General features: G+C 65.3%; 11 protein-coding genes. All 11 read right to left on the bottom strand.

The features are described from left to right. Window positions 1-132: 132 nt before the first annotated feature. The 11 genes from benC to IB275_RS11160 all read right to left on the bottom strand — a co-directional run bounded on the left by benC (window position 133) and on the right by IB275_RS11160 (window position 12369). The gene (gene benC / locus IB275_RS11210; RefSeq protein WP_192295489.1) at window positions 133-1143 is read right to left on the bottom strand and encodes a benzoate 1,2-dioxygenase electron transfer component BenC; all 1011 of its coding nucleotides are present in this window, start codon (window positions 1141-1143) and stop codon (window positions 133-135) included. Between the two features lie 154 nt (window positions 1144-1297). Continuing rightward, entirely contained in the window at window positions 1298-1783 is a 486-nt protein-coding gene (gene benB, locus IB275_RS11205) for a benzoate 1,2-dioxygenase small subunit (RefSeq protein WP_225601932.1), read from the bottom strand. Beyond that, complete coding sequence (gene benA / locus IB275_RS11200; protein WP_192295488.1) at window positions 1783-3150, bottom strand: benzoate 1,2-dioxygenase large subunit; 1368 nt, start codon at window positions 3148-3150, stop codon at window positions 1783-1785. The genes benB and benA overlap by 1 nt, the downstream gene beginning before the upstream one ends. Before the next feature lie 150 nt (window positions 3151-3300). Further along, window positions 3301-3744 carry a cupin domain-containing protein gene (locus tag IB275_RS11195; RefSeq protein WP_192210871.1) on the bottom strand — a complete coding sequence of 148 codons (444 nt, stop codon included), beginning with the start codon at window positions 3742-3744 and terminating at the stop codon, window positions 3301-3303. Between the two features lie 355 nt (window positions 3745-4099). Next, window positions 4100-5053, bottom strand: coding sequence for an AraC family transcriptional regulator (locus tag IB275_RS11190; RefSeq protein WP_192295487.1), 954 nt, complete (start codon window positions 5051-5053; stop codon window positions 4100-4102). A gap of 221 nt (window positions 5054-5274) precedes the next feature. After that, the gene (locus IB275_RS11185) at window positions 5275-5688 is read right to left on the bottom strand and encodes a type IV pilin protein (RefSeq protein ID WP_192295486.1); all 414 of its coding nucleotides are present in this window, start codon (window positions 5686-5688) and stop codon (window positions 5275-5277) included. Between the two features lie 12 nt (window positions 5689-5700). Next, complete coding sequence (locus IB275_RS11180) at window positions 5701-10029, bottom strand: pilus assembly protein (protein ID WP_225607880.1); 4329 nt, start codon at window positions 10027-10029, stop codon at window positions 5701-5703. Window positions 10030-10072: 43 nt separating this feature from the next. Then, window positions 10073-10615, bottom strand: coding sequence for a pilus assembly PilX family protein (locus IB275_RS11175; RefSeq protein WP_192295485.1), 543 nt, complete (start codon window positions 10613-10615; stop codon window positions 10073-10075). Then, window positions 10612-11388: a PilW family protein gene (locus IB275_RS11170; protein WP_192295484.1), complete on the bottom strand. Its 777-nt coding sequence runs from the start codon at window positions 11386-11388 to the stop codon at window positions 10612-10614. The genes IB275_RS11175 and IB275_RS11170 overlap by 4 nt, the downstream gene beginning before the upstream one ends. Before the next feature lies 1 nt (window position 11389). Next, a complete protein-coding gene (gene pilV, locus IB275_RS11165) occupies window positions 11390-11920 on the bottom strand; it encodes a type IV pilus modification protein PilV (RefSeq protein ID WP_225607879.1) in 531 nt (176 codons plus the stop codon). A gap of 23 nt (window positions 11921-11943) precedes the next feature. Continuing rightward, window positions 11944-12369 carry a GspH/FimT family pseudopilin gene (locus IB275_RS11160; protein ID WP_494514443.1) on the bottom strand — a complete coding sequence of 142 codons (426 nt, stop codon included), beginning with the start codon at window positions 12367-12369 and terminating at the stop codon, window positions 11944-11946. Between the last annotated feature and the right edge of the window lie 336 nt (window positions 12370-12705).

The following is a 12705-nucleotide window of genomic DNA, read 5'->3' as shown; positions in this document are numbered from 1 at the left end:
AATGCCTCGCTGATTGTTGTTATGCAGGCCCTGCCAGGGGCCCAGCCCGGAGGCTAGGGCGCGGTGGCACCGAGGAAAAATACTTTGTCGGCATGCCTGCATACCCACTGGGTATGCAGGCGTATTCCGGGCTCAGGCGGCGCTGGCGGCAAACTTCTCGTAATAGAAATTCGCCGGCGTGATGCCCTGCTCGCGGATGTACTGGCTGACCGCCTCGACCATCGGCGGCGGACCGCATAGGTAGATGTCCACCTCGCCGTCGTTCAGATGCACCGGCTCGATGTGCTGGGTGACGTAGCCCTTTTGCGGGTAGCTGCTCTCGGGACTGGCCACGCAGGCGCTCCAGGTGAAGTTGGGGATGCGCGCGGCGAAGGCTTCCAGGCGATCCATCTCCACCAGGTCGAAGTCATGGGTGACGCCGTAGATGAGGTGCAGCGGATACTCGCAGCCGCGCTCGGCGATCTGTTCGAGCATCGCGGTGAAGGGCGCCAGGCCGGTGCCGCCGGCCAGCAGCAACAGCGGCCGCCTGATCTCGCGCAGGTAGAAGCTACCCAGCGGGCCGACCAGGGACAGAGCGTCGCCGGCTTTCGCCAGGCCGGTGAGGAAGCTGCTCATCAGGCCGCCCGGCACGTTGCGGATCAGGAAGCTGACCTCACCGCCCTTCTGCAGCGAGCTGAAGGAGTAGGCGCGGCTTTGCTCGCTGCCCGGCACCTGCACGTTGACGTACTGCCCCGGCAGGAAGGCCAGCTTGCTCAGCGATTCGCCCTTGATCGACAGCGCAATGGTGCTTTCGGAGAGCTGGCGCACTACGCTGATGCTGGCCTCGAAACTGGCCTGGGCGGTCTTGCAGACTTGCGAGGAGGCCGGTACGCGCACCACGCAATCACTCTGCGCGCGCATCTGGCAGGTGAGCACGTAGCCCTGCTCGGCTTCGTCCTCGGTCAGCGCGTCCTCGATGTAGTCCTGGCCCAGGTCATAGCGGCCGGATTCGGCGAAACACTTGCAGGTGCCGCAGGCGCCGTCGCGGCAATCCAGCGGAATGTTGATGCCCTGGCGGTAGGCCGCATCGGCCACGGTCTCGCTGGGGCTGGCGTCGATGAAGCGGGTAACGCCGTCTTCGAAGTTGAGCGCGATCTTGTTCATGTCATTCGCCTCAAAAACGCGGCTTGAAGCGTCGCGAGCGCAGGCCGGGCAAGGCGGAGGACGGTTCGGAAGCGCAGTTCACTCTAGTGAATGAGCATTACGGACCGTTCTCCAACGCAGCACGGGCAAGCGCAGCAGCTTCACGCCGTGTTTTTCAGATGTGGTAGATGTCGATGACTTGCCTGACGTAGTCGTTCTTCAGCACGACCTTCTTCGCCTTTACCAGCGGCTGCTCGCCGCGTACATCGAGCGTGTAGAAGCTGGTGCCGAAGTAGCTGTCGACGGTCTTGTAGCGGAAGCTCAGGGTGTGCCAGTTGAAGCGCACCTGGCACTGCCCGTCAGCCTCGCCGAGCACCTCGATGTTGCTCAGGTTGTGCGAGGTACGAGTGTCCGGCAGGGTCGCGCTGGAGCGCTCGGTCTTGATGCGGAACACGCGGTCTTCCAGGCCGCCACGGCTGCCGTACCAGATCAGCGAGATTTCCCGCTGCGGGTCTTCGGTGAGCTGGTCGCGGTCGTCCCAGGAGGGCATCCAGAAGGTGGCGTCAGCGGCGTACAGCTCCAGCCACGCATCCCAGTCCTTGTCATCGAGGTAGCGCGCTTCGCGGTAGAGAAAGTCGCGAACGGTCTCGTAGCGGCTCATCACACGCCCTCCTCTGTCACGGCGATGCGATTGGCCTGCTCGGCGGCCAGCGCATCGATCATGGTCTGCTGCCAGTACTGGTGCTGCAGCACGAACAGGCCTTCGTCCTCGGTGCGCACGCCGGACAGAGCCGGCGCCAGGTCGATCTCACGCGCTGCGTCGTCGGCGCCGTCGATCCAGTGCTTCGCTCCGCGCGACATGTCGTTCCAGCCACCCGCGCTGCCCTGGTAGGCCTGCTGGCAGGAACGGAACTCCTCCAGGTCGTCCGGCGTGGCCATGCCGCTGACGTTGAAGAAGTCCTCGTACTGGCGGATTCGCTGGGCGCGCGCCTCGCTGCTCTCGCCCTTCGGCGCGATGCAGTAGATGGTGATCTCGGTACGGTTGACGTCGATGGGCCGGGCGATGCGGATCTGCGAGCTGAACTGGTCCATCAGGTAGACGTTGGGGTACAGGCAGAGGTTGCGCGAGTTCTCGATCATCCAGTCGGCGCGGGCGCGGCCATGGTCGCGGGCGAGCTCGTCGCGACGCTCGAAGGCCGGGCGCGCCTCGGGGTTGGCCCAGCGGCTCCAGAGCAGCAGGTGGCCGTGGTCGAAGGAGTAGAAACCGCCGCCGTGCTTGGCCCAGCCACCGGCACTCATGGTCTTCACTTCTTCGCCGGCTTCGCGCTGCTGGCGCTGGCTCTGGGTGGCAGCGTAGTTCCAGTGCACCGAGCTGACGTGGTAGCCGTCGGCGCCGTTCTCGGCGGTGAGCTTCCAGTTGCCTTCATAGATGTAGCTGCTGGAACCGCGCAGTACTTCCAGGCCTTCGGGGGACTGGTCAACGATCATGTCGATGATCTTCGCCGACTCGCCCAGGTGCTCCACCAGCGGCTTGACGTCGGCCTTCAGGCTGCCGAAGAGGAAGCCGCGATAGGACTCGAAACGTGCCACTTTCGTCAGATCATGGGAGCCCTCGCAGTTGAAGCCTTCCGGGTAACCGGCCTCGGCCGGGTCCTTGACCTTGAGCAGCTTGCCGGAGTTGTTGAATGTCCAGCCGTGGAACGGGCAGGTGTAGCTTGCGCGGTTGCCGGACTTGTGCCGGCAGAGCATCGCGCCCTTGTGGCTGCAGGCGTTGAGGAAGGCGTTGAGCACGCCGTCCTTGTTGCGCGCGATGAAGACCGACTGGCGACCGATCATCGTGGTCAGGAAGTCGTTCTTCTCGGGAGTCTGGCTTTCATGGGCGAGGTAGACCCAGTTGCCTTCGAAGATGTGCTTCATCTCCAGGTCGAACAGGCGCGGGTCGGTGAACATCTCCCGCCGGCAGCGGTAGACGCCTTTGGCAGGGTCTTCCTCAAGCAGCGAACGCAAGTAGTCGATACCCAGGGACATGGCCGGGGCCTCCGTTGTTATTGTTCAGGCAGGCTCAGGTTAGGGCTGGGTTGGCGGGGGCAATATCCGCTTTGTGCAGAGTGCTATCCGTTTTCTGCAGGGTTGCCGTGAAGCCGCAACGAAGGCCCGCGCGAGCAGGCCGCCGGGGATTCAGAGGTGGAAGATAACGCCGTATTCAGCGGCCACTTCGACGGTCTTCGGTACGTCCACGGGGCCGGGCGCAAGCTCGCGATCCAGGGCGCGGAACATCTCGATGGCCTGGCTCTGGGCGCCGGTGATTTCGAGCATCTCGCCACCGCCGGGGCCGAAGTTGAAGCCATGCAAGGTGCCGGCGGGAATGTGGATCAACGTGCCGGCCTGGCAGGCGGCCGTGCGTTCGGCGACCGTGAAGACGACTTCGCCGTGGAGCACATAGAAGGACTCGTCCCAGTCATGGGTGTGCGGCGGCGGCCCGGCACCCTCCTCGCCTGCCTGAAAGGTAATCCGCTGCGCCGCCGAGTCGGTGTCGGCGACCAGCACGTTGATACGGATGCCGACGACATTGAGGGCCGGGCTGCGCGCTCCCGGCGAGAGAATGAACGGGGTGGGATTCATGGACGCGACCTCGCTGGGATTGCGCAGGAATTGCGCACGCCTCTTCCCAGTACAGCCCCACCCCGGCAAGCGAAGCGGGGAATCGGAGGAACGGCAGCACGTAGGGCGCATAACCCGGAACGGGTTATCCGCCGGCCACCTCGCGGCGGATAACGCTGGCGCGTTATGCGCCCTACCAATCGGCTTTCGCAGGAATGGCCTGGTGCCCTGCCGCCTTCCCCGGCGAACGCTTGAGTAGGATGGGTGGAGCTTGCGATACCCATGCTGTCGGTGCGCCGGAATTGATGGGTATCGCTGCGCTCCACGCCATCCTACGTTGGTGCTCAAGCATAACCTCGGCGTGAGCCAGCAGAGATCAGCTGCGGCGCTTGAGCGTCTCCGACGGCAGCTCGCCGAACTGCTGGCGGTAGCCTTCGGCGAAGCGCCCCAGGTGCAGGAAGCCATAGTCCAGCGCCAGCTCGGTGACGTTGCGCACCGGGCAGGCCGGATCGGCCAGGCAGGCACGGATGCGCTCCAGCTTGAGGCGGCGGATGTACTGGCGCGGCGTGGCGCCGGCATGCCGCTCGAACAGCGCATAGAGCGACCGCAGGCTCATGGAGGCCTGGCGCGCCAGAGCTTCGACGTCGATGTCCTCGCGCACGTGGCCTTCGATGTACGCCTCGATGCGTTCGAAGGAAGCGCTGGCACCGGCAATGGGTTCGCGGCTGACGTTGGTCTTCAGCAGGGTCAGCAGCTTGCTGGCGACTATCTGCTGGTAGTGCTCTTCGACCCGCGCCAGGCGCTCGCCGGCTTCGGACTCCTGGCAAACCATCGACAGCAGGTTGACGAAGCCTTCCAGTTCGCCCAGCTGGTAGCGGTTCTCGGTGAAGCGCACACCGGCGCGCGGATGGCTCCAGCGCTGCTCGGCACAGATGGATTCGAGCAGCGTCACCGGAATCTTCAGGATGAATTTCTCGCAGTCCTCCGAGTAGGTCAGGTCGACCGGGTCGTCCGGGTTGATCAGCAGCAGCTCGCCCGGCGCCAGGTAGTGCTCCTGGCGCTGGCCGCGCCACAGGCAGTGGCCGCTGAGGAGGATCTGCAGGTGGAAGATGCTCTCCAGCGCCGGCGAGGTGACGCGCACCGCGCCGCCATAGCTGATGCGGCACAGGTCGAGGCTGGCAAAACGGCGGTGGTTGAGGCTGGCCTGGGGATGGCCGTGGGCCGGCAGGCGCAGGTCGTGGGTGCCCACATGCTGGTTGACGTAGCCGGACACTGCATAGGGGTCGGCACGCTCGAACACGCGGCTGCGCTCGCTCAGCAGGCTTTGCATACAGGCACTCACTCTTGTGGCTGGCCGCGTTCTTCGTCGCGGCTCGTGCGCCCAGTCTATGCCGTGGCCCGGAATACGGGCATCGGCCGGGATGGACGGTCATGCGGGCAATCCGGATGCAAGGCAGGCCCGCGAATCCGCTTCACCCTAGGGGTCGGTAGCGGCCGGCGCAATTCGACCTGTGGCGCAGTGTTCGCCAATCGCACGCTTTTGTCGCCCACTCATTGCCAGCAGGTGGTGCCGGTTCCCGTGCCGGTGTTGCTGCGGGTGCCGGCCTGGTCGAGGCTCAGGCTCAGACACGGCGCGTCCTTGGCCTGGGCCCCCGTGGCGGTGGCGGTGAGTGTGTAGGTGGTGGCCGTGATGTTGGAAATGGCCAGGCTGTAGTACTGCAGAGCGTTGACATTGCTGGTCATGTTCAGCCCGGCAGCAGTGCTGGCGTAGGCGTTGTTCTGCGAGTAGTAGCGCTCCTGCCGGGCCGCCGCCTCGCTGAGCACGGCCTGGGCTTCGACCCGGTGGCTGCGCAGGACATAACGCTGGTAACTGGGGAAGGCCACGGCGGCGAGGATCGCTACTATCGCCACCGTGACCATCAGTTCGATCAGGGTGAAACCCCTCTCCCACCGACGTTGATTCATGCTTTCTCCCTGTCAGTTGGCTGGCTGGACCTGCCAGGTGCGCCGGCCGCTCACGATGCCGGAATTGGTGCGGATGGCGTCCGACAGGCCTGTCGTGCTGATGTCGGTGCCGCTGTAGGTGTATCCACCGGAGATGCTGATGTCGCCGCCTCCGGTGATGAAGGCCGAAAGCGCATCGAAGGTGCCGTCGTTGTTCAGGTCGAAGACGTTGTACGGCGTCAGCCCGCCCCGCTCGGGATCGATCGCGTAGCGGGTGCCGGAGAGGCCGGCGGCGCAGGTGCCGGTCTGAGGAGTCGAGCTGCTGAAGATGAGGGCGGAGCCGTAGAGCGTCATGTCATAGATCTGCCGCTCGCCGGTCACCGGGAAGTCGAAGTACCAGCCCCATTTGTTGACGTTGGCGTCGGCGGTGTTGCCGGAGGTGTCGTACCAGACCACTTCGTTGTTGCTCAGGGTGTAGGTCGAGGTGCTGTTGAAAGTCCCCGTGCTGAGCGTCTGTGCCTGCAGGTTGCTGCGAGTGCGCGCCGCCGTCAGTGAGGAGGTGGTGGCCTCGCCGGCGATCTTGCGGTCCCAGATGCCGTAGACACTCTGTTGCGCTGTGGAGGTCTTGTCGGCGGTAAGCAGATAGCGGCCCGTGCCGAAGGCGACGATATAGCCGGTGCCGCTGGGGTGATCGACCAGCGACGGCGCGGTGGTGATCGGTTGGCGCGTACCGCTGGCATTGCGCGCAACGTACAGCGGGTTGCCGCCGAAGGAAACGGCGTATCGCGCCTCCGAGGCCGTGCTGTTGAGCGGGTCGCCCACGCTGGTGTCGATCAGGTCGAAACGCCAGAGGTTGCCCAGCAGGTCGCCGCCGTAGGCATAGTCGGCGATGCCGTCATTGTTGGCGTCGGCTACGAACAGTCGCGACAGGCCGTTGTTGAGGGCATCCAGAGAGGCGGTCTCGGCGGCGGTCAGGCTCGGGGTGGCGGTGATTTTCTTCAGCAACGCACCGGTCTGGATGTCGATGATCAGCAGCGACGCAGTGCTGCTGCCGATGTCGTAGCCATTGGGCACCAGTGCCACCCACTTGCCGTTGTGCAGGCGCGCAATGGAAGGCCGCGCCGCCGTGTAGCCGAGGCTGCTGTCGTTGTCGCTGGTGAACTCCCAGAGCAACCTGGGCGCGGCAGGGTCGGTGACGTCGAGGGCGAACACCTCGCGGCCGCCAGCGCCGAGGCTGCCCAGCAGGACCTTGTGCCAGGCCGAGCCGTAGTAGACGTCGGACACCACGGGCGTGCCGTCGACGAAATAGCGGTGCTCGGTGCCCTGCTGCTTGCCGTAGTCCGGCGCGGTGAGGGCGTTGAGGTTGGGGATCACCGCGCTGGGGATGAAGGCGAAGATTTCGGCGCCGGTGGTCGCGTTGAAGGCGTGCAGCATGCCGTCGTTGGCGCCGACATAGACCACCGAGGGCTTCGCCGCCAGCGCGGTGGCGAAAGCCGCATAGGTGGTGCTGCCCTCCAGGGCGTCGGCGCGCGAGGACAGATAGTCGGAGCCGCTGACCAGCACCGGTGCCGAATTGATCATATCGCCGAGCAGCGTCGTGCGGGTACGGAAGGTGTTGTTCTCGCCGCGCAGGAATCCGACCCGTGCCTGCCCCTGGGTATCCACCACTCCGGCGACGGTGCGGTTGAGCTGGGTCTGCTGGGCGGCAGTCAGGTTGCTCCAGTTGAAGGCGGTGAGCGCTCCGCTCTTGGCGAACAGGATGTTGCGCGTGCTGGGTGTGCCCAGTTGCGCCGACGCGCGCCACAACGTGGTTGTGGTCGTGGTGACGGCGCCGGAGCTGCTGGTGGTCATGGTTCTCTGCTTCTTCAGCAGGTCGCCGGTCCAATCGCCAGTGACGAAGCTGGTGCCGTAGGTGTAGCTGCCACTGTCCAGCGACTGCGAGTCCACCGCCACGGCAGCGACGGAGGTGTTGAGCTGGAGGATGTCGTCGAAGGCCGACTTGAGCTGGGACGCCAGCTTGCTGGGGTTGCTGACCAGGAAGTAGTTGTCCGGCACGCCATCGCCATCGCGGTCCCAGTTGGTGAGGTCGGTCTTGCCGTACTTGGCGGCGTACCACAGGGGGTCCTGCAGGTTGGTCACCGCAGTGGTGGCCGAGGGCGTGAAATTGCGCGTGTGGTAGGCCAGGCGGTTGCCGCTGAGCGCCCCACTGCTGCCGCTCAGGCCGGGCAGCAAGGCGCAGGTGACACCGGTCACCGAGCAGTCGCCGGGGAACTTGCCGTCGGGCGTGTCGAGCCTGTTGCGCACCGAGCCGCTGCCGCCGCCGGTGACCTCCAGGTACACGCCGTCCTTGGTGGTGCCGGCCATGGTGTAGCCCATGTGCGACTCGTCACCGGCCACCGAGTATTCGGTCTGGCTGGTCACGTCCACGGTGCCATCGCTCCTGGCCGTCACGGTGTAGAGCACGATGGCGTCCATGTCGTAGTCACGGCCCTGGGCGGAGTCGTCGTAGACCACGCGAAAGGTGATGGAGGTGAGGTTGCCGGCGCTGTCGCGGGTCAATGTGTCGATGTAGAAGCCGGTGATCTGGCTGACCACGCTCTGGCTGACGTTCATGCTGAACGGCACCAGGCGCAGCGTCCCCTTGCTGGTCTTGATGCGGATGTTGGGCAGGGTCGAGGACTGGGCGATGGAGAAGCTCTGCACCCGGTTCGAACCCGCAGTGGTGAGCGCGTTCTGGCTGCCGAAGAAGGACACGGCCGAGGTCGCGTAGCTGCCCTGGCGCGTGGGCTCTTCGGCAAGCCCGCGGAGGGTGGCGAAGCTGCTGGCGGTCTTGGCGGTGGGCGCCGAGTCATTGGTGCCGCCGGACTGGCCGACGTTCACCGAGGCGCTGCCACCCACCTCGCGGCTCCAAAGGGTGGCGCCGATGCTGGCGAAGTTGAAGCTGATATCGTTGGTCGGCTGGCTGTCGGTGCCCAGGGAGCTGCCCGGCACATCCGAGTCGTAGCTCGGGTTGACGTCGCTCATCAGCGTCATGAACGGCCGGGTGCAGGACGGATAGGTGCTGTAGGGGTTGGCCCAGCTGGTCAGGCTGGAGAGGCCCAGGTTGGTGTCGGCTGTGCCGGCCGCGTAAGCCGCGGTCGGCGCCTTGCCAGCGTAGTAGCGCAGCGTCTCGTAGGCCATCTCGCCGAGCGGGTTGCCCCAGTCGACGCACTTGCCGTTGGTCAGCGGATTGAGGTTGTAGCCGCTGGAGTCAGTGCAGCCGGCGGAAAACACCAGGCGGTCGAGGTTGGCGACTATGCCGCTGTTGTTCACGTAGCAGCGGCCGTTGAGGCAGCCGGTGCCGGTGGTGGAGTCGGTCAGAAAGCGCCCGGTGGAGCTGTTGTATTCGTTGCTGAAGGACGCCGCCGCCTTGCGCACCACGCCACCGCGCAGGTTGTTGGCGTAGGTGCCGGTGACCAGGCCGAAGTACATCTTGTCCGAGGCGCCGTAGTCGTGGAGCACACCGGTAGGTTTGTAGAGACTGCCGTACTGGGCGCAGTTGCTTTCCAGCAGGCCGGCCACGCACACCTGCACCCGGACGTTGAGGTCGTACGCGGGGATGATGGTGGTGTCGCTGTTGGTGGTGCTGGTGACGGTGTTGGTGCCCTGCGCCGACTCGCGCGACACCCAGCCCCAGATCCGGTAAGTGCCCAGCAGCGCCTGCTGCAGGCTGGTGATGATCCGTAGCCTCGGCGCGGCGTTGCTGTTGTAGGAACCCAGCGTGCTGGAGCCGATCGAGGTGTTGGCGAAGAGTACGTACTTGCCGTTGGTGGGGACCGGGATCGGGGTGTAGTCCGCCAGGCTGTAACCGTCGCGGGCGACGCTCAGGTACTCCTTGCCCCAGCTGTGCGCGTCGTTGGGGATGAAGGCGCGCTCGAGCACCGTGGAGAAGGCGCTGTCGGTAGAGCGGTAGCCGCCGTAGAGCACCTTGCGCAGCACATCCTGGCGCGACATGGTGAGGTAGTTCAGGTAGTCGCCGCTCCAGCGGCCGATGGCGCTGGTGCATTTCTTCGTGCTGGTGGTGCTGGACGGCGCGAAGGTGCCGCTCAGCACGTCGTAGACGTAGCACTTGTAGGAATCGAAGTAGCCGGTGTAGTCGATGCTGGGCTTGTAGTAGGTGTCCAGCTGGCCATCGCCGTCGATGTCGGAGGCGTCATTGTAGGCCGGGAAGTACAGTTTCTGGTCGCGACCGACCACCAGCATGTTCATCGGCGGGGCGATGTTGCTGACGAACAGCGGCGTCTGCGCCAGGGACGCGCCCCAGGCCTGGGCGCCCGCCAGGCAGGACAGCAGCAGGAACAACGTCGCGCGCAGCATTCTCATGGTGCAAGCCATGGCGTCGGCATCCTTGTACGAGCGCAACGATTCACTGGATCACCAGCCCGAAGGTCGAGCGCAGGCACAGCGCGTCGGCGCCGCAGGCCTTGCTGGTGGCGGTGCCCTTGTAGGCCTGGGAGTTGACTTCGTAGTAGTAGGTGCACCCCACCTGCCCCTTCGACAGGTAGGAGTTGGCGCTGCCACCCGCGCCACCCTTGCAGTTGTTCGAGATGTAGCGCAGGTACCAGCGCGCACTGCGAAGCAGGCTGGTGCCGCCCTCCATCCCGGAGTACAGGTTGGACTTGCTGAAGTCGGTGCTGTAGTTGGTCGCCGCTGCGGTGAAGCACGGCGAGGTGCCCGCCGTGCAGTTGTCCAGTGCGCGGATGCTCTTGCGCAGGCGCCCTTCCCCTTCGCGCAGCGCGGACTCGGCCGCACTCATCAGCCGCTGCTGCTCCAGGCGATTGCCGGTCATCCGCCCCTCCAGCTGCATGCCACGCATGCCGCTGACGGCGGCCAGGGTAATCAGCAGCAACATCACCAGCGCGACGAACAACACCGCGCCGCGCTGCCGACGGGGAGACAGTCGTTTCATGGCATCAGGTTCCTCAACATGCTGGTACCGCTGACGATGCGTCGCACGGGCCCGTCGCCGTCGGTGCAGGCCTTGCTGCCGTAGAGGTCCTGCCAGCGCTGGCAGGTGGTGGCAACCAACCCGCCGCTCACCGAGCCGCTGCTGGCCAGTAACAGTGCGTAGCGCAGGCTGCGCACCGTCTGGCCGGTGGCTGGCGTAGCGACGTACTGCGTCACCTGGCGGTCGAATTCGTCACTGCTGCTGTCCACCCCGAAGTCGAAGCGCAGCGCCACTACGTTCTCCACCAGGGTGCTGCCGTTGCAGGCCAGCTTGCCGTTGCTCAGGGTGAATTTTTCGATGACATTGTTGCTCGGGCTGTAGTTGCTGTAGGGCTTGTTGACCCCGGCGCGGCTGGCCAGCGAAGCGCCGGTGCAATCGACGTCGGTGGTGTCGCGCGGCTGATAGCGCAGGCAGATGGTATTGGCATCCATCCGCACCAGCGCCTGACCGGCGGCGAAGACGCAGCCGTTGCTGGTCTGCGCGGGAAACGCGGCGGTCATGCGCGAGGACGGCAGGCGCCGGTAACCGGCTTTCGACAGGCGCCCATCGAGCATCTGCTGGGCATAGCGCGCACTGTCCTGGTTCTGCACCTGGCCATCGAAGTAGCGCGAACGGTTCTGCCCGTCGAGGAACATCTGGGTCATGCCCAGGATCAGGAACAGGCTCAGGCCCATGGAGATCATCAGCTCGATGAGCGTCACCCCAGCCTGGGCACGCACGCCTGGCCGGCGCATCCTAGGGTTCCTCCCGCAGCACGTAACGGCAGATGGTGTTGTCGCCGGTGGCGTTGGCGTCAAGGCACTCGCCAGCCTTCACCCGCCAGGCCAGCTGGATCTCGATGGCTGACCCGCTGTTGCTGCACTTGCTGGTGCCGTTGGTACGACACACATAGAACTCGCCGGCCAGGCCGGAGGCGCCGGGCAGCGCCTGGTTCACTCGCTGCGACCAGCAGGCCAGGCGCTGGCTGGCAGTCAGCGACGCCAGTGAGGCGCAGCTGCTGGGGGCAGCGGGAAAAGACGCGCTGGCGGCCTTGTAGTAGCCCCAGCTGGACGGTGGCACCACCTGGGCCGCGCTGCCGTCCTGGGTCGAGTAGATGTCGGTGCGCATCATTTCCATCAGCTCGTCCGCCAGTTCCGCCGCGTTGCTGCGCAGGATGGTGTCATGGGCGTAGCCGGTGGTTCGCCCCTGCATCGCCAGCATGCCGAGCACACCGAAGCAGGTGACCAGCAGAGCCACCATCACCTCCACCAGACTGAAGCCCGCCATGTTCCGCCTCGCCGTGCGCCCTATCATTGGCCGGTTGCTCCCTGCAGGCTGATGTAACCCGAAGCGGCCACCTTGATATTGAACGCCTTGCTGGTGCCGCTGCTGGAGATGCCCAGGTCCGCCGCCGCGGCGCTGCCGTCAGGCTTGAACGAGAGGTTGTTGACGCTGCTGCTCACGCTGAGGCTGCCCGGCAGGTCCAGGCGCTGGCTCACTGAGGTCGTGGTGATCGAACCACAGGTGCTGGCGCGCACGACCACCCACTGCAGATTTCCACTGCTGGGGCAGAGCGTGAGGGTCTGGCGGGTATTCACCGCATCCGCGCGGGAGGCCTGGAGCAGCCGGAAAAGCGTCGAAGCGCCGCTCTGCACCCGGCTGGATTCGATCAGGTAGCGGAAGCCTGGCAGGGCCACGCCGGCGAAGATCGCCAGCAGCGCGACAACCACCATCATCTCCACCAGGGAGAAGCCTTCCTGGCGTCCGGGGCCCCGCCGCGATATCAGGCGGGAAAATAAGCATCCAACTGCATGAAGAACCATGGACTTTTCCAACGATGGTCAGGTGGCCGGGCCCCGTGTGGAGCCCCCCTTCCGGGGTGCCAGGACAAAGATTGGCTATTGGTCCGACAGCAATTTCTTCAGGGAGTTGAATCTAATTCAGCGAAACGGGGTATTTTTTCGACCGCTCATTCCCGCTCAGCGACCGTTCATCCTATTGACGCCAGAACAACCGACATTGCGTCGAGCTCTGCGGCGTAGGAAACGTTCGCCGGCGGAAGAGCCACGACC

This window comes from Pseudomonas sp. PDM21 (assembly GCF_014852505.2).
In the GTDB taxonomy this organism is placed as follows: domain Bacteria; phylum Pseudomonadota; class Gammaproteobacteria; order Pseudomonadales; family Pseudomonadaceae; genus Pseudomonas.
The sequence above is the reverse complement of the archived record's forward strand: the minus strand, read 5'-3'. Positions and strand labels throughout refer to the sequence as shown.